This window comes from Leptothermofonsia sp. ETS-13 (assembly GCF_049200465.1).
GTDB lineage: Bacteria > Cyanobacteriota > Cyanobacteriia > Leptolyngbyales > Leptolyngbyaceae > Leptothermofonsia.
The window spans coordinates 5308102-5332330 of record NZ_CP120836.1; the positions used below are offsets into that span (position 1 = coordinate 5308102).

At 49.7% G+C, this 24229-nt stretch carries 21 protein-coding genes and 1 pseudogene; 15 read left to right on the forward strand and 7 right to left on the reverse strand.

Annotated elements, in window-relative coordinates:
* Window positions 1–3 precede the first annotated feature (3 nt).
* Window positions 4–249: a hypothetical protein gene (locus P4D80_RS24190; RefSeq protein WP_421656603.1), complete on the reverse strand. Its 246-nt coding sequence runs from the start codon at window positions 247–249 to the stop codon at window positions 4–6.
* Window positions 250–899: 650 nt separating this feature from the next.
* On the opposite strand from P4D80_RS24190, the gene P4D80_RS24195 reads away from it, so the two are divergent.
* The 4 genes from P4D80_RS24195 (at window position 900) to P4D80_RS24210 (ending at window position 2582) form a co-directional block, all read left to right on the forward strand.
* A complete protein-coding gene (locus tag P4D80_RS24195) occupies window positions 900–1094 on the forward strand; it encodes a 2-oxoglutarate and iron-dependent oxygenase domain-containing protein (RefSeq protein ID WP_421656604.1) in 195 nt (64 codons plus the stop codon).
* Complete coding sequence (locus P4D80_RS24200; protein ID WP_421656605.1) at window positions 1072–1488, forward strand: 2OG-Fe(II) oxygenase family protein; 417 nt, start codon at window positions 1072–1074, stop codon at window positions 1486–1488. Before P4D80_RS24195 ends, P4D80_RS24200 begins: the two co-directional genes overlap by 23 nt.
* Before the next feature lie 76 nt (window positions 1489–1564).
* Window positions 1565–1990 (forward strand): hypothetical protein, encoded by a 426-nt coding sequence (locus tag P4D80_RS24205; protein ID WP_421656606.1) that lies wholly within the window; start codon window positions 1565–1567, stop codon window positions 1988–1990.
* 43 nt (window positions 1991–2033) lie between these two features.
* Window positions 2034–2582: a DUF1802 family protein gene (locus P4D80_RS24210; protein WP_421656607.1), complete on the forward strand. Its 549-nt coding sequence runs from the start codon at window positions 2034–2036 to the stop codon at window positions 2580–2582.
* On the opposite strand, the gene P4D80_RS24215 is transcribed toward P4D80_RS24210, so the two are convergent.
* On the reverse strand, window positions 2579–4702 hold the full coding sequence (locus P4D80_RS24215; protein ID WP_421656608.1) for an ATP-binding protein: 2124 nt from the start codon (window positions 4700–4702) through the stop codon (window positions 2579–2581). The two genes, P4D80_RS24210 and P4D80_RS24215, sit on opposite strands and share 4 nt — an antisense overlap.
* A gap of 660 nt (window positions 4703–5362) precedes the next feature.
* Here P4D80_RS24215 and P4D80_RS24220 point away from each other — a divergent pair.
* The 4 genes and pseudogenes from P4D80_RS24220 to P4D80_RS24235 all read left to right on the forward strand — a co-directional run.
* Complete coding sequence (locus P4D80_RS24220; protein ID WP_421656609.1) at window positions 5363–6694, forward strand: ATP-binding protein; 1332 nt, start codon at window positions 5363–5365, stop codon at window positions 6692–6694.
* On the forward strand, window positions 6675–6998 hold the full coding sequence (locus tag P4D80_RS24225; protein ID WP_421656610.1) for a hypothetical protein: 324 nt from the start codon (window positions 6675–6677) through the stop codon (window positions 6996–6998). The genes P4D80_RS24220 and P4D80_RS24225 overlap by 20 nt, the downstream gene beginning before the upstream one ends.
* A complete protein-coding gene (locus P4D80_RS24230; protein WP_421656611.1) occupies window positions 6988–9216 on the forward strand; it encodes a DEAD/DEAH box helicase in 2229 nt (742 codons plus the stop codon). The genes P4D80_RS24225 and P4D80_RS24230 overlap by 11 nt, the downstream gene beginning before the upstream one ends.
* Before the next feature lie 261 nt (window positions 9217–9477).
* Window positions 9478–9657, forward strand: a pseudogene (locus P4D80_RS24235) (transposase); the annotation flags it as partial.
* A gap of 471 nt (window positions 9658–10128) precedes the next feature.
* Here the strand turns inward: P4D80_RS24235 and P4D80_RS24240 are convergent.
* The 3 genes from P4D80_RS24240 to P4D80_RS24250 form a co-directional block, all read right to left on the reverse strand.
* Window positions 10129–12411 carry a response regulator gene (locus P4D80_RS24240; protein WP_421656612.1) on the reverse strand — a complete coding sequence of 761 codons (2283 nt, stop codon included), beginning with the start codon at window positions 12409–12411 and terminating at the stop codon, window positions 10129–10131.
* A gap of 16 nt (window positions 12412–12427) precedes the next feature.
* Window positions 12428–13765: a PAS domain S-box protein gene (locus tag P4D80_RS24245; protein ID WP_421656613.1), complete on the reverse strand. Its 1338-nt coding sequence runs from the start codon at window positions 13763–13765 to the stop codon at window positions 12428–12430.
* A gap of 86 nt (window positions 13766–13851) precedes the next feature.
* Window positions 13852–14007 (reverse strand): hypothetical protein, encoded by a 156-nt coding sequence (locus P4D80_RS24250; protein WP_421656614.1) that lies wholly within the window; start codon window positions 14005–14007, stop codon window positions 13852–13854.
* 342 nt (window positions 14008–14349) lie between these two features.
* On the opposite strand from P4D80_RS24250, the gene P4D80_RS24255 reads away from it, so the two are divergent.
* The 6 genes from P4D80_RS24255 to P4D80_RS24280 all read left to right on the forward strand — a co-directional run bounded on the left by P4D80_RS24255 (window position 14350) and on the right by P4D80_RS24280 (window position 20081).
* Window positions 14350–14607 (forward strand): hypothetical protein, encoded by a 258-nt coding sequence (locus tag P4D80_RS24255; RefSeq protein WP_421656615.1) that lies wholly within the window; start codon window positions 14350–14352, stop codon window positions 14605–14607.
* On the forward strand, window positions 14582–14851 hold the full coding sequence (locus P4D80_RS24260) for a hypothetical protein (RefSeq protein WP_421656616.1): 270 nt from the start codon (window positions 14582–14584) through the stop codon (window positions 14849–14851). The genes P4D80_RS24255 and P4D80_RS24260 overlap by 26 nt, the downstream gene beginning before the upstream one ends.
* Window positions 14852–15143: 292 nt before the next feature.
* Entirely contained in the window at window positions 15144–15950 is an 807-nt protein-coding gene (gene cysE, locus P4D80_RS24265; protein ID WP_421656617.1) for a serine O-acetyltransferase, read from the forward strand.
* A gap of 221 nt (window positions 15951–16171) precedes the next feature.
* Window positions 16172–17137 carry an acetamidase/formamidase family protein gene (locus tag P4D80_RS24270; RefSeq protein ID WP_421656618.1) on the forward strand — a complete coding sequence of 322 codons (966 nt, stop codon included), beginning with the start codon at window positions 16172–16174 and terminating at the stop codon, window positions 17135–17137.
* A gap of 233 nt (window positions 17138–17370) precedes the next feature.
* On the forward strand, window positions 17371–18717 hold the full coding sequence (locus P4D80_RS24275) for a cytosine deaminase (RefSeq protein WP_421656619.1): 1347 nt from the start codon (window positions 17371–17373) through the stop codon (window positions 18715–18717).
* Window positions 18714–20081 carry an FAD-binding oxidoreductase gene (locus tag P4D80_RS24280; protein WP_421656620.1) on the forward strand — a complete coding sequence of 456 codons (1368 nt, stop codon included), beginning with the start codon at window positions 18714–18716 and terminating at the stop codon, window positions 20079–20081. Before P4D80_RS24275 ends, P4D80_RS24280 begins: the two co-directional genes overlap by 4 nt.
* A gap of 432 nt (window positions 20082–20513) precedes the next feature.
* Here the strand turns inward: P4D80_RS24280 and P4D80_RS24285 are convergent, their stop codons facing one another.
* Window positions 20514–20891, reverse strand: a complete 378-nt coding sequence (locus tag P4D80_RS24285; protein ID WP_421656621.1) for a hypothetical protein — start codon at window positions 20889–20891, stop codon at window positions 20514–20516.
* A gap of 679 nt (window positions 20892–21570) precedes the next feature.
* Here P4D80_RS24285 and P4D80_RS24290 point away from each other — a divergent pair.
* Window positions 21571–23487, forward strand: coding sequence for a chloride channel protein (locus P4D80_RS24290; RefSeq protein ID WP_421656622.1), 1917 nt, complete (start codon window positions 21571–21573; stop codon window positions 23485–23487).
* Window positions 23488–23521: 34 nt separating this feature from the next.
* On the opposite strand, the gene P4D80_RS24295 is transcribed toward P4D80_RS24290, so the two are convergent.
* A complete protein-coding gene (locus P4D80_RS24295; protein WP_421656623.1) occupies window positions 23522–23917 on the reverse strand; it encodes an AbrB family transcriptional regulator in 396 nt (131 codons plus the stop codon).
* Window positions 23918–24229: the final 312 nt, after the last annotated feature.

Consider the following 24229-nt stretch of genomic DNA (forward strand, 5'->3'; position numbering starts at 1 on the left):
TGTTCACTCCTGGTCATCGTCGTCTTTATCTTCTTTCTCGTCGTCTTCCTTAGAATCCCTACCTCTGGATTCTTTTTCGTCGTCGTCCTTATCTTCCCTATCCTTTTTTTCCTGCCTGTACTTAGTCTCGCGGTTTTCTGGCTGGTCTTCCATGTCGCCGCGTTCCCTCAGATCTCCAATCAAACCGCAACCCGTGATTGCAGTTGCTAAGCCCGCTATCAATAACCATCCAGCAAAAGTTCCCTTCATAACGATTCACTAAAAAAATCTTAAAGTTCCAAAGAGGTATATAAGGGATCAGCGTACAAATAGAATCTCAAGTTGAACGGGGTGGATGGGTGGATGAAAGTGGGATGTTATTTCTCGACGAGTCCCCAAGCAGGGGTGGAAACCCCAACGCCCAACAAAACTTTCGTTTTGCTGTACTAGTAGTCTGCCAGGCAGATTCTGAAGGGTTTGCAGCCCTTCAAAACCCACTAAATTGGTTTTTCCGGGTTTGGATAACCAGGCAAAGTTCCTTTGGTGAACCGCTAGGCGCAATTCAATTAAGGATAATTTCGAAGGGGAGGGGGTGAAACCCTCTGCCTGGAGGCGCACCCCCACTCCCCCCTTTACAATTAATGATGGCTACCTACTTAGCTACCTGCTTAGGAATGAGAGTTAAATAACTCCGAAAACCTCACCCCACCTTTGGTACCCTTCTCCGACTCGGAGAAGGGAAGGGGGAGAGGTCAGTTCACTCAAAAAATACGGTGTTATTAAATCCATGATCCTTAGAGGTTGTAAGCAGGTTCGCATCGATAAATTGCAATCACTCAACTAAGGGGGAATGGATAATTGCATGATTTCCTTCTGGGGTTGTGGAGAGAAGCCAAAGCGATACCTTTTCCTGTGAAGCGATGACAATCGAACAAACCATTCCCGTGCTGGATTTACAAGATTTTTGTGGGGGCGATCGCAAAAGCCGCCAGGGCTTCGTCAATCAATTGGGAAAAGCTCTGGAGGAGATTGGGTTCTTCGCCCTGGTGAATCACAGTGTTGACTCCGACCTGGTGCAGGCTACTTATCAGGTTGCACAGGTATTCTCCAACTGATGTCCATGCCGCCAGTCTGCGCTCTGCCCCCCACGAAGACATTAACCTGATCACGCTCCTGTGCGAGGCCACAGCAGATGGATTAGAACTATTGCGGCAGGATGGAACCTGGCTTCCAATCCGGTCATTACCAGGGCAAATCATTGTAGACAGTAGCGACATGCTCCAGCAACTGACAAATGAGCGCTTGAAAAGCACCACTCACCGGGTTGTGAATCCAGCAAACCGACGGGAGCGACGGTTTCCAATGCCATTCTTCGTTCATCCCCGTGCCGAAGTAGACCTGACCCCATTACCCGGTTGTATCGCAAAAACTGGAGGACAGAAGTTTCCCAACATTACGGCAGGTGCCTATCTCCAGCAACGGTTGCGAGAAATTGGGCTGGCAATTTAGGGTACATAGTTTCCCAGTTTTCAAGGTTACTATAGGGAGATTAAGAAAATAAATCGTCGCAGCAGGGGTTAATGGCGTGAACAGACAGACAAGGCCAGAACTGGTTGCACCCAGGAGGAAATCGTCAGGGCGTTCCATTCAGCGGATGCACGCTTTCTCTTCGTTTGACGAACTGGGGCGGAGAGATTTTTTAACTGGGTTAATTCTGTGGGTTGTGCTGATGCTGGTTAGTTTCGTTCTGCTACCTGGTATTGGAGCCATTCAACCGGGAGACCGAATGGGAACCTGGTTTTCTCTCAGCCTTCTGTTTGGCATTGGAGGTTCCTTCTTGCTGGGAGCAAGTTCCCGCTTCATGGCCATCACCAATGAACGTGCCTCCAGTGGAAGCAAATCTCTTCTGTCCATCTTTGGTCAATTTGCTGGATGGATTGGGTTAGCGGGGGTTCTGTTCCCCTTTATTATGGCAACCGGCGAGTTCTTCGCTAAGCTTTCGACAAATTAGGCGATTTCTGAGGGAGAAGGTAACTCTGCGAACCACTCACGCTTTGAAGGAATGGCAGGTTGCGGTTGATGCCCTGGAAAAGGGAGAAACTGTGATGCTGCTGCGCAAGGGTGGAATCCGGGAGGCGAGTGGGCGGTTTTCAGTTGTTCATGATCGCGTCCTGCTTTACCCGACTTACGAACATCAGCAGCCCCATTTGTTGAAAGCTGAATATGCAAGCCGGGTGGGACCCGTAACCTCCGGTTGGCATCCGGACTCAATTCGAATCGGGTCATGGGCTGACGTGACGGACACGATTCAAGTCAGTAATGGCGATCGTGTTGCGGATCTGATGCCATTCCATATCTGGAATGAGACCTTTATTCAAGACCGCCTGAAGTGGAAACCCAACCAGCCCCTCTACATTCTGTTGCTCAAGGTTTACAAACTTGACTCGCCTCAGTGGATTCCCTATTACTCCACCTACGGTGGTTGCAAATCCTGGATTGATTTGGTGGATGCGATCGCCCTGGAGGGTACCCCTGTATTGAGCGAACCGGAGTATCATCGGGTGACAGCCGCAATCCACACTACAGTAACGGGTAGCTTTTAACTGTTGGTAATATACCGTTTCACCATTTGGCCTAACACGTCCAGATCAATAGGTTTGGAAATATAGTCAACGGCTCCGGCTTCTAGGCAGAGGTCGCGATCGCCCTTCATCGCCATTGCGGTTTGGGCAATGACAGGGATGGACTGGTAGCGATCGTCGCACTTCAGTTGGTGAGTCAGAGTCAGCCCATCCACTTCGGGCAGATGAATGTCCATCAGAATCAATGCGGGTAAGGAGCGTTCCAGTGCCTGCCACATCTCTCGTCCATCCTGTACCCAGGTCACCTCATAACCCGACTTACTTAAAAATGTGAGCATCAACTTCGCATTGTGGACATTATCTTCTACCAGCATCAGATGATTCGGACGAGGAATCAAAACCACAGGCGGTTCCGCTTCATCGGATAACTTTGCCCCACTGGCTGTATTCACTGCGGGTCGGTAGGACTTTTTCTTGGAGCGGTTGGTTGAGCGAAAATCGTCTGGGGAATTACCCTGGTGAGTCAATTTGGTTCGCGATCTTGCTGCCACTGGAGCCCAACTGGTAAATCGGGGTTGGGGTGAAGGAACTTCTTCCACTGAGGACGTTAGAACGCCAGATAGGTCTACAGGTTTTCGGGGAAGAGAGGGGGGAGTAAGAGGAAGAACAATTGTAAAGCGCGAGCCGTGATCAATCTTAGACCAAACCTCAACCCAGCCTCCATGAAGCTCAGCAAGTTTTTGAGTCAGGGCCAATCCCAACCCCGTTCCTTCCCCCCGTCCAGTCGCTGCATTCGCAAGCTGGGAGTAAGGGCGAAACAAAAGGCGCTGCTGCTCCTGAGAGATTCCCGTTCCAGTATCCCAAACGGTGAAACGAAGAAAACCATTGGCTGAGCTAACTTCAATCCCAATGCTGCCCCGAAGCGTAAATTTAATGGCATTCGACAGCAAATTAAACAGCATTTGCTTCAACCGCAGCCCATCGGCAGTAAGACTCGTCACCTCAGGCGCAATCTTCAAACGCATTTCCAGACCCCTGTCAGCGACCTTCTCCTTTACCAACGTCATTGCCATCTGGCAGAGGCTACGCACCTCCACTGTTTCCCACTGGAGGTCAAGCTGGTTTGCTTCAATTTTGGATAAGTCCAGAATGTCGTTAAGTAGTGAGAGTAAATGCTGCCCACTGGTGAGAATGATGTTGAGATACTCCTGATGTCGCAGATTCGTTGGGCTAAAGCCCTGTGCCTGGAGGAGATGGGTAAAACCCAGAATCGAACTGAGGGGAGTCCGAATTTCATGGCTAGTGTTTGCCAGAAACTCACTTTTAAGCCGATTGGTTTGCACCAATTCCTGATTTCGAGCAAGCAACTTCTGCCGCTGTTGATAATGCACTTGAATCAGTTTCACTTGCTGCAAAGCCATCACGCATTGATGAATGCTCTGTTCAATCAGATAAGTTTTGAGGCGATCTTCCGGGCTTTGCCCGTCTGCTTCCGATGGTGCATCTCCTGGGTGAATTAATAACCACCCCCAAACCGTTTGAGCATCACCAATTTGCCAGACACTCATGGGTGCTTTCAGCTTCAGGTCTTGCAGTTCTTTCCAGTTCAACGTTTCTCCCACAGCAAACCGCAGAGATTTGCCTGTAGCAAGAGTCCAGGAGCATTTTCGCTTGCTTTTGAGCGGGGTTCTGAGGACGAGATGCTGGATGGTAAATGCCTCGTCGGAGGGGCCGTTTGTGGGAGGAGATTCATTGCAAACTGACGAATCTGCCTGGGTAGAGTGGGTCAGCTCTTTTGAGAACGAACTGGCTTCCTCCTGGTGGCGATCGCCCTCCCTCCTTTGAAGAACGGCAATGGTTTCGGTCACCAGAATCTGGCTCAGTTCTTGAGTGACCACTTGAAGAATTTCGGAATCAATCGCTGGCATCTCCCCATCCTGAAGGGTAGTCGTTTCCTTCAAATACTCAGTCACCAGTCCACTCAACCGCTGCCCCAAACGATTGATAAACTGTTCATACTCCAATTGGGTCTTCAGCAGTAGGCTACTAGTTACTTCTGCGGCGGGGGTAATTGCACAGGTCATTCCATCGGCAGAAGCAGTCTCCAGGTACTTTCGTTCAGACAAATAGGAATGGTGCATAACCATAACTATAAAGAAGCATCCGCTGTAGTAACCGGATGGGAAAACGGTCAACACTTTAATCTAACGACTATAGACTTAATCTAACGACTATAGACGGCTGGCGTTTCTGAAAACTCCTACGCGCTTAACCCCAATATTCAGGTGGGGCGATCAACAGGACGGCAAGTAAGCGTTGGGAACCCACGACCAAAGCTGAAACTTAAAAAGCTGAAACTTAATTTGATACCCAGACGTTTAAAGAGCTTGTTTATCTATATCCTGACTGAATACTAACAATTTTCGTGTGAAGAACAATTCATTGCATAGATGAAATTACTGTGTAGATTCCGCTAGATAGCCGACTCAAACAGACAATTGGCGGAAATTGCGTAATGAAAACTCTGGGACAGGCAAGGGGCAATCCCTCTCGTCATTTCTTCAGGTAGGCATATCCGTCCTGACTGATGTCGCAGTATCCTGAAGGCTGGCATTTTCGCTTTCCTACTGTACGTAGTTGATACGACTCCTTAATATGGAATAGACGATTGCCCTGGTACAAATGACCCAGGTAGTTAAGCAAGGAATAGGATTTGGAGTTGATAAGCTTATCCAGCCCACCCCAAGTTCATTCCTGGTCGGTGGCTACCTGAGCACAACCATTAGAACCGAGTAACCACAATGGCAACCTCCTCCAAACTTCCGAAGCGAGTTTCGACGGCTCTTATCAATGCCCTCAGTGCTGGCGTTGTACCCAGGGTGGGATTGGATCATATCGCTGTTGGACGAGAGCAAGAAATCCGGACTCTTTTGCAAGACCTGGACAACATTGCAGGGGGGGGGGCCGCCTTTCGATTTGTGATTGGCCGTTATGGAGCAGGTAAGAGCTTTACCCTGCAATTGATTCGCAACCATGCCATGGAGAAAGGGTTTGTGGTTGCCGATGCGGATATCACCCCAGAGCGGCGACTGGCTGGTGGAGGGGGGGCCAGCGTTGCCACCTACCGCGAGTTGATGAAGAACCTTTCCACGAAAGCCCGTCCCGATGGGGGCGCGTTGGCAACTATTCTGGAACGCTGGATCGCTGGAATTCAAACCCAGGTTGCCCAGGAGTCGGGGAAGAAACCCTCTGATGAGGGCTTTGATGATCTGGTGGAAGACAAAATCCGCGAAGTGACGAAGGATGTAGCCGACCTAGTGAATGGGTTTGAGTTTGCCAATGTCATCATTGCCTATTGGAACGGCTACCGCACGGACGATGACACTAAGAAAGAAGCGGCTTTGCGCTGGCTGAGGGGTGAATTTGCCACTAAAACAGAGGCAAAAGCAGCTCTGGGGGTGCGGGTGATCATTGACGACGAGAACTGGTATGACTACGTCAAGCTATTCGCCCGCTTCGTCTGGGATATCGGCTATAAGGGTTTGTTGGTTGTGCTGGATGAGGTGATTCACCTTTACAAGATCAGCACTTCTGTTTCACGCCAGAACAACTACGACAAGCTGCTGGCAATGTTTAATGATGCTATGCAAGGCAGGGTCACCTATCTGGGTATTTTGATTGGGGGAACCCCTCAGTTTTTAGAAGACCCTCGTCGGGGGCTTTATAGCGACCCAGCATGGCAACGCCGCACCTGCCAAAGTCGGTTTGCCAGCCAGGCAGGGATTCAGGACGCGGTTGGCCCGGTAATTCGACTGGAACCCTTGACCCGTGAGGAAATTTTGACGTTGCTGGAGCGGTTGGTGGAAGTGCATACCACCCACTACAATCTCAAGAAATCTTTGACGAAAGAAGAGTTGCAGGAATTTTTGCAGGCGATCGCCAACCGTCTAGGAGCGGAAGCCTTACTCACTCCTGGCGAAATTGTGCGCGACTTTATGAGCGTGCTGAGTATTTTGCAGCAGAACCCCAAGATAACCCTGAGCCAACTCATGCAGGGCAACAACTTCCAAACGACGAAGGTGACCGATACTCAGGCAGATGAAGATAGCGAGTATGCTGAATTTACAGTGTAAAGAAGGGCGGCAGATGGCAGTGGAACGATGGACAGATGAGATGCTGGATCAATTGGCATCAACGTTCAGAGAAACAACAGTCCTGGCAAGAACGAACACAGAGACAATTGCAGCCAACAGTCAGGCGATCTCAGATTTACAAGGCTTGGTTTCTAACTTGCGAGAGGGACAGGCCATTCTGACCCAAATTCTGGTTGAAGAGCGGGAAGCCAGGCAAGAGTTCCGACGCACAACCAACGCCGCCCTGGATCGAATTGATCGAACACTGGAAGAATTGCGTAGAGATCGGGAAAATGGCAATTAGTCCGCCCCTCTCCCCCATGACATCTCCTTACAATCGACTCGCTCCCTTTATCAAAGAATACATCTACGCTCAGGGATGGACAGAACTGCGTCCGATTCAGATAGAAGCCTGTCGAGTGGTGTTTGACAGCGATGCCCATTTGTTGATTGCTGCAGGAACCGCATCGGGAAAGACAGAAGCCGCCTTTCTACCAGTTCTGACGCGGCTTTATGAAGATCCACCCAAAACAGTCGGTGTAATGTATATCGGACCGATTAAAGCCCTGATTAATGATCAGTTCGATCGCCTCACCGATTTGCTCAAATACGCCGATATTCCTGTTTGGGCCTGGCACGGGGATGTGGTGCAAAGCCGTAAGAAGAATCTACTCAAAGATCCCAGGGGTATTTTACAAATCACACCCGAATCTCTGGAAAGTCTGCTGGTCAATAAGAACCCAGAACTCACCGGATTATTTGGAGATTTACGTTTTGTCATTATTGATGAAATTCATGCATTCATTGGTTCAGAGCGGGGTAGCCAGATTCTTTGTCAACTGGCCCGCCTATCCCGATTGACCCAAAATCAGCCGCGTCGGATTGGTCTTTCCGCCACCCTGGGAGACTATTCTCAGGCAGAAGCATGGCTCCGGGCGGGCACCCGGCGAGAAGTGGTAACGCCGCAACTGCCAGGAGAAAAGCGTACTATCCGACTCAGCGTTGCACACTTTTTTGACCCTGGGCTGGTGGTGCGGGCAAAGGGTGAAAAACGGTTCAAACCCCATCTCCACTATCTGTTTGACCAGAGCCAATCACGTAAATGCCTGATCTTTGCCAACGGGCGGACGGAGACAGAGTCCGTCATTGCTTCCCTGCGCGAGATGGCCGCAGCAAACGGAGTTCCTGATGTCTATCACGTTCACCACGGCAGTATTTCAGCCCAGTTGCGAGAGGCGGCGGAAACGGCTATGCGCGATACGAGTGGTCCGACCGTCACCGCTGCAACCGTCACCTTTGAAATGGGAATTGACCTAGGGAAGCTAGACCGGGTGATTCAGTTGGAAGCACCCAATTCGGTCGCAAGTTTTTTGCAACGACTAGGGCGATCGGGCAGGCGCGGCAGTCCAGCCGATATGCGTTTTGTTTGTGTGGAAGACAAAATCGATCGCAACGCTTACAGTAACACCCCCTTGCAGGAAAAAATTCCCTGGCAACTATTACAGTGTATTGCCATCATTCAGCTTTACCTGGAAGAGAAGTGGATTGAACCGATCGCCCCAGCCCGCTACCCCCTCAGCCTGCTTTATCAACAAACCATGAGCACTTTGCTGGCTCTGGGCGAATTGTCTCCAGCCTCACTGGCTCAAAACGTGCTGACTCTGCCGCCCTTTCGTCACCTTTCTCAGGATGATTTTCGCCTGCTGTTGCGCTATTTGATTGAAATTGACCATATTCAAAGGACGAAAGAAAACGGACTGATTGTCGGGTTGACAGCCGAGAAGATCGTGCGCAACTTCAAGTTTTACGCCATCTTCCCGGACACCGAAGATTACGCTGTGTGGCATGAGGCGATGGAGATTGGCAGCATTGTGCAACCCCCCGCTGTAGGGGACAAAATTTCCCTTGCAGGCCGCACCTGGCAGGTGACAGAAGTCAACAACCACAGCAAAACTGTTTTGGTCACTCCAGCCGTAGGAGAAGCCTCCGTTTCCTGGCATGGCAGCAGCGGCGAAATTCATACCCGCATTCTGCAACGGATGCAACAGGTTTTGTTGGAGGAAACCGCTTATCCTTACTTGCAGGAAGGAGCACAAAAACGTCTGGCAGAAGCTCGCAAGTTAGCAAAGAAAGAAAAGCTGAGCAGTCGTTACCTGTTTCCCTTAGATGAAAATTATGCTTGCATCCTCCCCTGGGCTGGCACGATCGTCTATCGTACGTTAGAACGGTTTCTCCGCTTTCACTGCCGGGAAGCACTCAAAATTAAGGGGATTACAGGGCGATCGCCCTATTTTCTGATGGTCAACCTGGGCAAATGCAAGTTAGAAAACCTGTATCACGAAATTAAATCGCTGGGCGATCGTCCCCTCAATCCAGAAAGCTTGCTGGCAGAAGACGAAGCGCCCAAGCTGGAAAAATATGACGAATTTATCCCTCCTGATCTGCTACGAAAAGCCTTTGCCGCAGACTATCTCAATGTTAGTGAATTAAGCAAAATCGTTAGCACCTGGCAACAGCAATAAGTAGGGCTTGCTGAGGAAGCCTAGAAGGCTTAAGAGGATTGGCGTCCAACAGGATCAACCCTTGATATAGCGGTAGTCATTGTGGTTAGGATGGGGTGCAGGGGTGGAACCCCTGGCGGAGGCGAAGCCCCCACTCCCTCTCTAATTCCAATGTCCTAATGCACCCGCGTAGAGCTATAAACCACTCGGCAGGCCGAAAGCACAAAATGAGGCGGAAAATCGTGACCCGGTTCTTGCAGATGCGACGCTGCGCAATCAGTACGCAATCAGATTGAGGACAAATTTGGGGGCGGCAAGCGTCGCCTTAGCCTCGGTCGGGTCATGGCGAAGCTGGCTCCAACCGCTGAATGTACGATTGCAATCACCTTCCGGGTGATGAATTGGGAGCGGCTGCTCCAACTGCTCCTTTTTTGTCTTTTGGGCGGTTGGATTCTGGTTTAAGCATGCCTTTGCACTCTCTCGAACCAGGCAGCACTTTCATCAATGGCAATGGGCGAGCACTCCAGGATCAGCAGAAGGCCGTCTACCTCACTCCAACTTTTTCGGTTCCGACTTGTTCAGCAAGCCCTATTTACATATCCAGATGAAAACTCAAAACTCATCCACCTTTCTACTCCATTACCCCTATACCCATCTACTCGCCCATCCTTTTACTCCACCTTCCGACGTTGCTGAATTTGGATATGAAATAGGTGCTGTATGCTCGAAATTGCGTTTCGATTTACACTGCTTTTCAGCACCACCCACTCTCCTAACTGCCCCTTTCCACTTCCCATTCCCTATTTCTAGCTCCTGACACATCCCCCTCGCCCCTCACTGATTCTGGCTCCCGGCTTTCTTCTTCTTTTTTTCTTTATCTCTTCCTTCTTCATTCCTGGCCCCTCTTGAAACCTGATTCCTTACGTCTGGAATTCAGGTTTGCAGAAATGTTTGGAGCTGACTAAGGGCTTGATGTAGTTGGCTGAGTAGATTTGAGGCACCTTCTAAATGCTGCTGGCTAGCCTGCTGTTCTAGTTGTTCAGCAGTTGTTGCCATCTTGGTCAGCCCAACATTGGCGCTGGCACCTTTAATGTGATGGGCTATTTGTTCAATCATGTCAAAGTTGTGAGTGGCGATCGCTGCCTCAACGCCTGCTATATGTATTTCGGTATCTTCCGCAAACACCTGCAACAACTCCAGTTCAAAATCACGGCAGCCATCTGAAATTTGATGCAGGTGGTTCCAATCAATCTCTAAATCAATCAGGGGTAAAGTGTGGAAATCTTGTGGATTAGACTGCATATCGTTTTGGGGGTTAGAAGATTTTAGGTGTGCCAACCGGATTGCCTCTCCCCATTTGGCTAACTTAGCCGCTAGCTTTTCTTTCAGAATGGGCTTGCTCAGATAATCATCCATTCCAGCATCCAGACACCGCTGCCGATCCTCTTTCATGGCATTTGCGGTTAAGGCAATGATTATAGTACGGCGAAAATCTCCTTCCAAACGCCGAATTTCACGAGTTGCGCTGTAACCATCTAAAACAGGCATCTGGCAATCCATTAACACCAGGTCGTAGGAGATCTGCGCCATCATTTGCAGTGCCTCTTGCCCATTGGCAGCAACGTCTGCGGTATACCCTATATTTTCTAGCTGTTTCAAGGTGACTTTCTGGTTCACCACATTATCTTCAACCAGTAAAATTTTTAGTTTTACAGGAATAGGGGAAGGTTCCAGTAAACCAGTGGAACCACCTGTGAGTGGACTGACTTGAAAATAGAACCCTTGATTCCCTTGACCCCCTTTTTTCATTCGTGACACTGTACGCAGTTCATTGTGGCTACTTTGAAAGAGTTTGCGCGGGCTTTGAGTTGGCTGTTGCAGATCGGGCTTAGATTTTGCCAGAGTTTCCATGATGCAGTCCAATAGACGAGACTGCTTAACTGGTTTAACCAGGTAAGCAGAAAATCCTAACTGCATTACGCGCCCAGCACTTCCCCGATTGTTGAGAGATGTCATCATAATCAGTTGGGTATCCGAAATGATAGGGTCTGTTTTGATTTGCATCCCCAACATTTCGCCATCGACATTTGGCATTTGCATATCTAGAATAACCAGGTCGTAGGGATCTCCCGTGATTGCATGCTGTCGCAGCATATTGAGCGCGGTTATGGCACTATCGGCCTCATCGACCTGCATGCCCCAGGAAGACACCTGATAGCGTAGAATTTTGCGGTTGGTTGCGTTGTCATCTACTACCAGCAGTTTCAACTGATTCAGGTTATCCGCTATAGCGGCAAAGGCTGAATCAGAGCTTTTTTCAGGTGCTTGCTTCTCGAAAGTTAGAGAAAACCAGAAGCGCGAACCCTGTCCCTCAACGCTTTCAACCCCAATGTCGCCTCCCATCAGTTCGATAAGTTGTTTAGAAATGACCAATCCTAATCCTGTTCCACCGTAGCGTCGGGTGGTGGAAGCATCTACCTGGGAGAAGGGTTTGAATAGTTTTTCCTTAGCTTCTGGGGCAATGCCAATCCCGGTATCTGTAACGGAGAAGAGAATGGTAGCGCTGGTGGGAGTCTCTGATTTGAGTGCTGCCTGGATCACCACTTCTCCAACACTTGTAAATTTAATAGCGTTGCTGACCAGGTTAGTCAAGATCTGCCGTAGACGACTCATGTCTCCCTTCAACTGAAGGGGCAGGTTTTTATAGACCAGCGTTGCCAGTTCCAGCCCTTTGGCGTGGGCGGCGGGTGCCAGCAGATCGGCAACTTCTTCAATGCAGGTATTGAGGTTAAAGTCGAGAACTTCCAGATCCATCTCGCCTGCTTCTAGCTTAGAGAAGTCAAGAATCTGGTTAATCAGGGTTAAAAGGGTTTCTCCGCTGGCCTGAATTGTTTCAACAAAGTCTCGTTGTTCGGGGTTGAGGTCAGTATCCATGAGTAAGCTGGTCATCCCTAGGACGGCGTTCATTGGGGTACGGATTTCGTGACTCATGGTTGCCAGGAAGATGCTTTTCATCTGAGAGGCGCGTTCGGCTTCGCTGCGAGCTTCTTCTAAAGCAATATTGTGCTGGGCGAGCTGTTCCCGTTGCCGGGTTTCTCGCTCTAACAGATGAGCCTGGGCGATCGCAATTCCGACCTGATCCGCCAGTTGGGTCAAAAAGTCAATTTCAAAGGAGCGCCACTGTCTGGGGCCGGAGCATTGGTGAGCAATGAGCAAGCCCCAGAGTTGAGGTTTACCGGCGGCTCCCCCGCCCCTGAATAATCGGCACTACAATACTGGCTCTCACCTGGAACTGAGCCAGTAGCTCTCGATGACAGGATGTGAGTGTTTCCTGGTCGATATCATCAATGGTTTGAATTTTGCCACGGTAATATTTCTGCCAGCGTCCTTCTTTAAAGCAGGTGTCCTGAATGGTGGTTCCCAGGGCAGGAGTCCAGTTGGATGCAACAGACTCTACAACCACGGTGCCATCCCAGGTGGGCTCGAAGCGATAAATCATCACCCGGTCTGCTTGAAGAAATTGGCGCACTTCGGCAACGGTAGTTGTGAGAATTTCATCCAGATTGAGGGACTGACGGATGCGGAGGGCGATCGCAGTTAGTAGATAGGCCCGGTGATTCTGACTTCGCAGTTCTTCTTCTGCCTGCTTGCGCTGAGTCACATCTCGTACAATAATCAGCGCCTCATCCTCTCCACTGGCAATAATTCGGGCTTCCTCGTAGTGAATGCCATCATCGAGAGGAATTTCATACTCAAAGAATTGGATCTCCCCAGTCTGCAACGCCCGCTTCAGACACTCCTTACGACGCACGGCAACCTCGGTGGGCAGAATATCCTCTTCCCGTTTGCCAATCATTTCTGCCGGATCCAGGAGGGTACTGAAATCTCTGGCAGGTTTCACATCCAGATACTCGCCATCCCGATTCACCCGTAGCATCAAATCAGGAATGGCATTGAGCAGGGCACGATGCCTAAACTCACTTTTGCTAAGGGCTTCTTCAATGCGCTTGCGCTCGGTGATATCACTGAAGGTGCAAATAACCTGCCGAACAGTACCTTCTGGAGTAAACTGAGGATCGGCATTCACCAATAGCCAGATCAAATCACCATATTTGGGGCGATAGACTCCCATTACAACACCATGGACAGGTTTCCGGGTTGCGATCGCTATCGGGACCGGGTGAGTTTCGCCGAGAAAAGGGGAACCATCTTCATGAATCACTTTCCAGTTGGGGTCAAAGGAAGTTTTGCCCAACAACTGGTCTTCTTCTAACCCCAGCAGTTCCAGGGCCGCCCGGTTGCTCATCAGAATTTTGCTGTCTGGTCCTTGCAGCAGCACACCCACTTGAAGATTCTGGATCAAGTTGTGGAATATTTCTTCTTTCGTTTTGAGCGCGGGATCGGGTTGGCAATCCTCTGTGGGCGCAGTCACTGCCTCTAAGGTTTCATACGGAGCTATTGTGTCCCATCGTTTAGCTTCGTTATTTGGCAGTAGCGACGTCATAATGGGTTCCTGAAAATTTGAAGTCAGCAAGCCGTAGGGAACACTGGTACTGGTTTGACTGGCCATGCATTGTTCTAAAGTGTGCCCCCCTACGGTTTTTCTATACCAAATTCGATTGACGAACCAATTTATTGAAGCATTAAAGCACTAACTCATTCACCCAAGCACCAGGACACCAGCACCAGAGCAATCGCCGATCCTATCCAACCCGGTAAACTGACAGAGCCAAACCAGGCCAGAGGTTGTAACAGAAGTTTGGCAACCAGGAGGCTGGTGACCATTAAAATAACCAGGATTGTAAGTGGCATAGCTTCTTCCCTTTGTTCAGGAACCCTGATGGTTTGGTGCCAGTCAATGCAACTATAGCCCCACAAGATTCAGATTTCAGTGGCTCAAGGAAGGCTGATGGGCGCTCTTGAAAGTTTGGTAAGCAGTCTTGACAGACCACTACATCCCACTCCCGATTTTCCAAGTCAAGTTGAGGATCCATTATCCGGAGCAGGAACCTGGGGATGGGTTGAAGATCCTTAAGGGGAAGATCCTTAGAGGGTAGTTGAGTTTGGTATGGCACCCTTGTTTCAATCTCGATAATGACAGAAAGTTGAGAATGGCTGCACAGGGTGGATCGCTTGAAATGTAGGAGAACCGTAATGGATTGGATGATAAAAATAGGTCTGGCTATAAAGAAAATTCAATTAAGATTTAGTTCGCTGACTGGACTGGTGGTTCTGGTTGCTGCGCCTGCTTTAGCGCAATCCGCTAACTTCGGGACGTTAACCTTAAGCCCAGAAAAAGCCGTAGGGGTAGTGAGCGGTACAACAGGCGGGTCTACCTCCTTACCAGCCATTGTGAGCAATAGCGATCGCCACAATAACAGTTGCCTTGGATTTGGCGATCCCACTCCCTGACCACATTCTGGTCTTACAACAATTCTTCCCCAAATTATCCCTCCGGGTCAACAGCGGCGGCTCTGATACCACACTCGTTGTCCAGGGTCCTGATGGAGTTATCCGCTGCGGCGATGACACTGGTTCCAAGAAGGATGCCAGTATTACAGACACTGAATGGAGTGCAGGCAGTTACAAAGTGTGGGTTGGCACCAGTACTCCTGGAGTCAAACGGAACTATACATTGACTGTGAGGCAATTGTAGAAGGCACGAGGGTTAGTTGTTGGGGGGGAGAGAAGGGGGCGTTGCTGAAAAGCAGTATGAATTGAAGCGAAGTTTCGAGCATACGTCACCTGTTTCATACCCAAATTTAACAATGCCAAGACGGATTAGAGGGGGTGGAGGGTTAGATAAGTGATAGGGTGATGGAGTGATCTTTATTATCTACTCATCCACTCCATCACCTCCAATCCTTTCCCCTTCCAAGCCTCTTTCCAATCTGGGATTACATCCAGACGTTAAGATAGATAGAGATGTACTCTTCTAGGGAATCCTCGTGCTTTCTACTCTCATTGCAGATTTCCGTATTATCTTTGAGCGCGACCCGGCTGCCCGCAACTGGCTGGAAGTTTTGTTTTGCTACCCTGGTTTGCAGGCGCTTCTGTTTCATCGATTTTCGCACTGGCTGTATACTCTGCACATTCCCTTCATTCCCCGGTTGATCTCCCATATTGCTCGTTTTTTGACAGGAATTGAAATTCACCCAGGAGCAAAAATTGGGCATGGAGTTTTCATCGATCATGGGATGGGAGTGGTGATTGGGGAAACCACTATCATTGGAGATTACGTTTTAATTTATCAGGGCGTCACCCTGGGGGGAACGGGTAAGGAAAGCGGTAAGCGCCATCCCACCCTGGGCGATAATGTTGTGGTTGGTGCTGGAGCGAAGGTTCTTGGCAATATTAACATCGGTGATAATGTCCGGATTGGGGCTGGTTCTGTCGTGTTACGGGATGTGCCAGCCGACTGTACAGTGGTCGGTGTACCTGGGCGAATTGTGTACCGTTCTGGTGAACGGGTTGATCCTCTGGAGCATGGGCGCCTCCCCGACTCTGAAGCTCAGGTAATCCGGGCTTTAGTTGATCGCATTGAGAGTCTTGAGCAGCAGTTGCAAATTCTGCAAGCCAAACAGTCCCTCGATCAGTCATTTGCACTTGTTCCTGCAACCGCCAAATCGGCTAGCGCGGATGCTCAGCCTGTGGGCGATCGCCCAACCACAACTCAACCATCGGCTGCCTACTCCGTTAGCTGCCGGATTCAGGACAGGGTGATCGAAGAATTCTTAGATGGATCGGGGATTTAGTAACGATTATGAGGCAACAGGCTACAAGGGGAAGGGGTAGGTTGGTGAAGGTTAATTGTTGGTGAAGGTTAATCGTTGTTGGTTGTTAGTTGTTAGAGAGGGGTGATGGGACAGTTGCTGTTTCCCTTACTTCTATACCCTTCCATTTATCTAATCTTTTCCCTTTCTGACTTCTGGTTTTTGACTCCTGGCTCCTCCCTCCTCTCCTCCCCTGGTTTCTGATGACTGAATACACGCTCAAAGCCACCTGTAAAACCGTTCATCTGGGTGGGTTTTCATCAGCGCTGAAACCTGCTCTGGTAGTAGAGTCGGGCGATCGCATTCATGTCGAAACCTTTTCGGGCATGAATGTGTATCAGAAAGCGCCACCGGAATTTGTGCCGCCTGCGTTTCGAGAAATTTGTGAGCACCTGCCGGGCGATCGCCGGGTCGGACCTGGCCCTCACCTGCTAACGGGACCCATCTACATCAAGGGTGCTGAACCAGGAGATGTGTTGGAAGTGCGCTTAGAAGAAATCACGCCTGCGCTGCCTATTGGCTTTAATGCCATTCGTTCCAGTTGGGGAGCACTGCCAGAGGTCTTTACTGAACCAGCTCTGCACTTTATTCCCCTAGATTTGACTAACCGGATTGCCGAATTCCCCCCCGGTAGCGGTATCAAATTTCCGCTCCATCCCTTTTTTGGCATTCTGGGCGTTGCAACCGATGAAATTGCCCGCTCATCAATTCCCCCAGGTACGTATGGCGGTAACATTGATAACCGCCAACTACAGGCAGGCTCCCGTTTGTTTCTGCCTGTTTTTCTGCCTGGTGCGCTATTTTCAATTGGGGATGGGCACGCTGCCCAGGGGGATGGAGAGGTCAATGTGACGGCGATCGAAACCTCTATGAATGGTACGATTCAACTGATCTTGCGAAAAGATTTAAAACTGACGGCTCCTTTCGCTGAAACTCCCACCGACTACATCACCATGGGCTTCGGTCAAACCCTAGACGAAGCTTTTGAAATCGCCCTTCAGCATATGATTGAGTTTCTGGAACGCTTTACCAGCATTTCAGCCGAAGAGGCTTATGTTCTGTGCAGTCTGACCGCAAACTTTCACATCACACAAGTAGTTAACAATCCCCAAAAAGGGGTACATGGGTTGTTTTCAAAAACAAATTTACCTGAACCCATTGCTTTATAGAATAAGGTTTATACAAACATCGGAGGTTTTAACCTAGAACTGCACTTCATGATCCCCTCAGTGCTTGAACCTCCAAGGTTTTGGCAAAATGGTACAACGGTAGTCACTACGACTTAGGACGGAGTGCAGAGGGGGAACCCCTGGCTGCGGGCTTCGTCCCCACTCTCTAATTTCCAATGTCCTAACGCACCCCCGTAGAGTTATAAGTCCTGGAAAACAATGGGGCTCTTGTGATGATTCCTCAGTCGAATCACTACTGGTTGGCCAATGCCCGTGTTCCCACTCCCCTGATGGTGCGTAGCAGCCAAGGCAGAAGCAGGAATTGGCTGGTTGCTCCCGATTCTCGACTGCCAACTCCTGACGATTTTCTTTCAGTTGATCTTGAAATTGTCGATGGGTTGATTGCCAGTATTGCAACGGCTGGAACACTAACTCACTACAATGCTCCATCCGTCAATTTGCGAGATGGAATTGTGTTTCCCTGTTTTGTAGACATTCACACCCATTTAGACAAAGGACAGATCTGGGAACGGACTTCTAATCCTGATGGAACCTTTACCAGTGCAATTGATAGGGTTAAAAAAGACGCTGAAACCTATTGGAATTCAGATGATATTTATCGCCGCATGGAATTTGGGCTGAAGTGCAGCTATGCTCACGGAACCAAAGCCCTTCGTACCCATCTCGATGCTGCTGCTGAGCTGGCAGAGATCAGTTTGGAAGTGTTTCGAGTCTTGCAGCAAGAGTGGCAGGGGCGGCTGATTTTGCAACCCGCTTGCCTGGTTCCCCTGGACTACTTTTTAACTTCCCAGGGTGAGGTGCTGGCAGACCAAATGGCTGAATTAGGAGGGATTTTAGGTGGAGTTGCCTACATGAACTCGGATATTGCAGCCCAGGTCGATCGCGTCTTCACTCTGGCCAAGGAACGCAAGCTCAGTCTCGATTTTCATGCCGATGAAAACGGCGATCCCAGTTCCATTACCCTACGTTACATTGCGGAAGCCGCTATCCGGCATCACTATCAGGGAAAAGTTCTCTGTGGGCACTGTTGCAGTTTGGCCATCCAGGAACCGCAAGAAGCAAAAAGGACGATTGCTCTGGTTAAAAAAGCTGGGATTGGGGTAATCAGTTTACCGATGTGCAACCTCTATTTACAGGATCGAAAGCCGGGATTGACGCCACACTGGCGCGGTATTACGCTTTTGCACGAGCTTCACCAGGCTGGAGTTCCAGTTGCGATCGCCAGCGATAACTGCCGTGACCCGTTCCACAGTTTTGGTGATCACGATGCCCTGGAGGTCTTTTCCCTGTCAGTCAAAATCGGCCATTTGGACAGACCTTACGGTAACTGGTGCCGCAGCATTACAATGACCCCTGCTGATCTGATGGGTTTGCCGACAGTTGGGCGAATTGGGGTAGGGCTACCTGCCGACCTGGTTTTATTTCGCGCCCGCAGTTATAGTGAATTGTTATCCCGCTCACAGCGCGATCGCATCGTCTTGCGCGAGGGTAAGGAGATTGATACTACATTGCCAGACTACGCTGAACTGGACGATTTACTGATGGAGACTGCTGGATGACCTTGACAACTACTCACCCTGTTGACTTCAATGTCCTGATTACCGAACTGGCGGGGATCGAACTCATCACCGACCCCACCCAGGTGTACAAACTCTCCAAGGACTACTACACCTACAGCCCCATTCTGCAAGGAATCTTGGGGGACAAGCAAGGGGATCTGGTGGTTCGCCCGACGACAGAAGTCGAGGTGCTGCACATTGCCAGGGTCTGCGTTCAGCATAAAATTCCTTTGACAGTACGGGGAGCCGGAACAGGCAACTACGGCCAGTGCGTTCCCCTCCAGGGTGGGCTGATTCTGGATCTGTCTAACATGCAGCAAATTAAGTGGATCAAGCCCGGAATGGCCTGTGTTGAACCGGGTGTGAAACTGGCCGCCCTCGATAAACAGGCGCGGGAAAGCGGTTGGGAACTGCGGATGGCTCCTTCGACCTACCGCAAAGCGACGATTGGTGGTTTCGTTGGCGGTGGCAGTGGCGGTATTGGATCGGTCACTTACGGGCAACTGCGCGATCGCGGCAATCTTCTGGCGCTGCGCGTGGTCACAATGGAAGATGAGCCGCGTGTGATTCAATTGCGCGGCGATGATGTTTACAAAGTTGCCCATGCCTGGGGCACCAATGGCATCATGACCGAACTGGAAATTCCGCTGGGTCCTGCCTATGCCTGGGCCGAGGCAATCGTCACCTTTCCCGAATTTATGCCCGCTGCCCGTTTTGGACAGGCCCTCAGCGATAGCGATGGCATGATCAAAAAATTGGTCTGCATTCTGGCTTCCCCCATTCCTGCTTACTTTGCGGCATTCAAAAACTATATTCCAGCAGGAAGTCATTGTGCCCTGATTCTGGTTGCCGAATGCTGCTTAGAACCCTTTAGCGAACTGGTGAAGGAGTACGGCGGCACTATCACTTATCAAAAAAGTGCTCAGGAAGCCAGCAAAGGAGCCACCCTGGTAGAGTACTCCTGGAACCACACGACCCTGCACGCCCGCAGCGTTGATCCAACTCTCACCTATTTGCAAACCCTGTTTCCGGCGGATAAGAGCTTAAAACTGGTGGAACACATGTACAACCACTTCGGCGATGAAGTAATGATGCACCTGGAATACCTGCGGGTAAACGGGGAAGCCATCCCAGCCGCCCTCCAAATTGTTCGTTACACTACACCAGAACGGCTTCAGTCAATTATGGATTACCACGAAGAACAGGGAGCCATGATTTTCAATCCCCACACCTGCATTTTGGAAGAGGGTGGCAGAAAGATAGTAGACGTTGCCCAACTCAAATTTAAGCAAATGGTCGATCCCTACGGGCTATTAAATCCCGGAAAGATGAAGGCCTGGCAGGAGCGATCGCAATACCTGTAATGTCTTTGATTCTCTGGCAGATTTCGCTGTCTGGGTGACTGGGCAGACAGAGTATTTAGCACGCCCGTTTTCTGACAACTCAGTTGAACCTTCTGATCAGTAAGAATGGTTGGCCTGGTTTACTCCGCTTGTGACAATGGAACACTTTATATAGCGGCGTTGCTGAAAAGCAGTATGAATCGAAACGAAGTTTCAAGCATACAGAATCTATTTCATACCCAAATTTAGCAACGCCTATATAGCTTTACGCGAGTGCGCCAGGACATTGAAATTATAGAGGGAGTGACGTTTGCGCCCCCAGTCACAGGTTTCACCCCTGCCCCCCGTCCTGATCTATAGGCTGATCTATAGGAGTATTGCTATAAACATCCGACTGGTAAAAAAAGCCTGTCGCCGTTGCCTCGTGTCTCCAGCTACCCCCTCATTTTCAGTCTACTTAATCTCCACCATTGAAGACGGCGACTGATTTGGGCGAGACTCCTCGAAAGGAGAACTCTGCAACAAAACCAGCGCCGTCCCCAGAAAAACGACGCTGCTTAAAACAACCAGCAAAATTGGGTTGCTTGCAGTTTTGAAATCCCGTCGAATGCGGGCAAGAGGATGGCTTTGCTGACGCAGCCATTGCCCGGTCATTAAGTGCTTAAAGGTAAAAGGGTCACGGACATAGTGACCACTCCAACTGACAACCAGACGTTCTCTGCAATACTGGCAGATTAAGAGTCCTCGTAGGAGTTTGTGGGGTTTAATTGCGTCGGTACGGTGACAAACTGGGCAAGTCGGAGACGGAGGGTCAAATGTATGAGCGTTCATCACAATAGCTTACGACAACAGCAACTTTAGCTAACCGCAGCAAATTGATTGCACCACAAGATGACCTGATTAGTCGGCAGAATATTAAAGAACCCCCATAAGAGAAAAATCCAAGGATCCAGATAAATTCTTACATTTTCAAATCCTCTTTTTCCCAGATTGCGGGGTTTCTTAAAATAAAATTTTTAATCAATTGATGTTCTGAAAACAAGCATAGCAGCAGTATTGGAGTGTAAAATTAAAATCGAGCGATCAGAATTATTCTTAAAATTATTTTCTGAGTTTTTATTTCTGGTTGTCGCCGCTCAGCCTTTTTGTGATCTATCAGGGCTGTTTTTGTGGGTTGCAAATCCCCAAAACCCTTGAAGGTTGGGCTTTATTAATTTTAGGCATACCTAAAATTAATTATGACAAGCGACCAGAGCTGAACGACCAGAAGCATAATTCAGGGCTAGTTCCTCGTAGGGAACCTCTGTGCCCATTGCAAGACTCTATTGAACGACGCCTGTTAGAGCCTGTTCGCTTAATTTTTGATGATTTTCTCAGTTTGATGGTTTTCTCAGGATTGGAATAGCTGAGAAAGCGTGATCGTGGCTTGTCTGGCCGAAGATCAATGGATCAAAATAAAAACCAGGCAACATAACTTTAAGATTCGTCTCAGTTTGTCCTGTGCCCTTCAATGAATGCCAGCCCCTCTCCCAATGCCCTCACCTCTAAACAGCCGGTGTTTAGCCCACCTTCTTCCTGGGTCGCCCAGGTATTGAATCGATTACAGCCTTCGCCAGAGACTGTTGTATTGATGCTGGCGGTGGCGATCGGCAGCGGAACAGGATTCGCGGTGGTGCTCTTTCACTACTTAATTGAGAAGATTCACACTCTCATGTTGGAAGACTTTATGGGGGTGATTGCGCCTCTGGGGCCCTGGACCCTTGCCTGCATTCCGGTGGTTGGGGGATTTGTGGTTGGGCTGATGCGCTGGAAGTGGCAAGACTTTGGCCCCGGTATTGCTACTTTACTGTCTACTGCTCAGGGGGCGGGAAGTGTTTCACCCAGTCAGGCATCTGCCAAAGCGATCGCCGCTTCTGTTTCTTTGGGGACTGGTGCATCTCTGGGACCCGAAGGTCCCAGTGTGGAAATTGGAGCCAATATTGGAGCGATTTTGGGGCAAGCACTCCAGGTATCTCAAGAACGCCAACGGCTGCTACTGGGGGCAGGCGCGGCGGCGGGCCTGGCAGCCGGATTTAATGCTCCGATCGCCGGAGTTTTCTTTGCCCTGGAAGTGGTTCTGGGAACGACCTTTGCCACCTCGGCGGTGAGTGTTGTGCTGTTATCTGCAGTGGTTTCAGCTTTGATTGCCCAGATCGGGCAGGGAGGGCAACCCGCATTCACACTGCCTGTTTACGAAGTTCGCAACCCGCTGGAATTACCGCTATATTTAGGGCTGGGGCTTTTTGCCTGTCTGATTTCCGTGACTTACACCCAGGGGATTCAACTGGCGCAGCGCTTTTTTCAGGGAGAGCTATCCGGGTTCGACTGGATGAATCGCGTGCCTCCATTGCTGCGACCGGCGATCGGGGGTATATGTGTTGGGGTAGTTGCGCTCCAATTTCCTCAAATTCTGGGTATTGGTTACGAAACGGTAGAGGCAATGCTGCGGGATGCGGAGTTCTCCTTACCGCTATTACTCAGCTTACTGCTGGTAAAGCTGACAATGACTGCCGTTAGTTTGGGAAGTGGATTAGTCGGCGGATTATTTGCCCCTGCCATGTTCCTGGGAGCCTCCCTCGGAGCTGCCTACGGCAAACTGTTACCACTGGTCCTGCCGATCGCCCCTGGTAACATAGCCGCTCCTCCTGCCTATGCCATGGTAGGAATGGCAGCGGTTTTAGCAGCCAGTGCCCGTGCTCCGTTGACAGCTATTCTGTTGTTATTTGAGCTGACGCGTGACTACCGAATTATTCTGCCGTTGATGGCAGCGGTGGGTTTAAGCGCCTGGCTGATTGAACGGCTGAAGCCGATTGCCCGTAATGCCACCACGCTGCAATCAACCGGATTGAACGTACAGCCAGACCCAAATTTGGAATTTCTAAATCATCTGCTGGTATTTCAGGCAATGCACCAAAACTTCCTGACGTTGCCAGTCTCTATAACTGTGTTGCAGGCAGGTACCATGTTAGTTCGGGCCCAGTCTCACAGTGCTTTGGTAATCGATGAGTTTGACCGTTTGATAGGGATTGTCACACTTCAGGATATTCGACGGGCAGTTGCTCGGTGGGAGAAGTGTGATAACTACAGTGGGCAGGAATTTGGACCTGGGGTTCAAAAGTTGGGAGACATCTGCACCAAAGATTTGCTCTACGCCTATGAGGATGAACCTGTCTCGGAAGCTCTTTCTCGCATGGCAGCGCGAGGACTGCGCCAGCTTCCTGTGGTTGACAAAGACGAACCTACCCGAATTTTAGGATTGCTAGAGCAGGAGAAGGTTTCTTTAACCTGTGGGTTGGTGATGACAGAGCAATTATTGAACAGCTACACAGAAAAGGTTGTACTGGCTGAAACACTTAGCCTCCCAGTGTCCGAGCAGTCAGCAGCTTAATAGTGGTTAGATTGCTTGAGGGTTGAGGATTGCTCTATTCTTCTTCGTCGTCTTCCAGGCGATCGAGTTGTTTGAGATGAATATGTTTGCGCCCCAGGGAAATCTCAAATTCATCCCCTGGCTTTAGGTCCATTTGCTTGGTGTATGCCGAACCAATCAGCAGGTTGCCATTCGATTGCACACTAATCCGATAGCTAGCACTGCGCCCTCCACGACCATTTGTGCCTTGCTTGCCATCTAGCTCAATGCCCTCCGCATCAATCAAAGCATTGAGAAACTTCATCATGTTAACTCGCTCCACACCGTTTTTGGTAACGGTGTAGTAGCCACACTCTCTTGCCTTTTGCTCTTTGCTAAGATGCTCCAGTTCCTTAACCTTCTTCAACAGAGCCTCGCCAGTTAACGGCTCAATCTTTTTCTTTTTCGTCATCAACTTAACTCGAAATCGTTGGGAGTGGGTTATAGGTTTACTAACGGTTGGCAGGAGATACAATCTCAAGTTTGTTGTTAGCTGATCAGATCATACTACAACGACAACCCTCTATTTTTCATGCCCCATTAAGTGATGATTGAAAATTGAATGAATTGAGTTCATTAATTAGAACGAACTATAGCAGTCCTATAATGATTTATGGAGTGAAAGGGCTTCGTGAAAAGAGATTCCTGCGGAATCCCTTTTCATAATCCAGGTAGGATCGCTATACCAGAGGATGGTTAGCAGAATGAAATCTATAGAGATCCT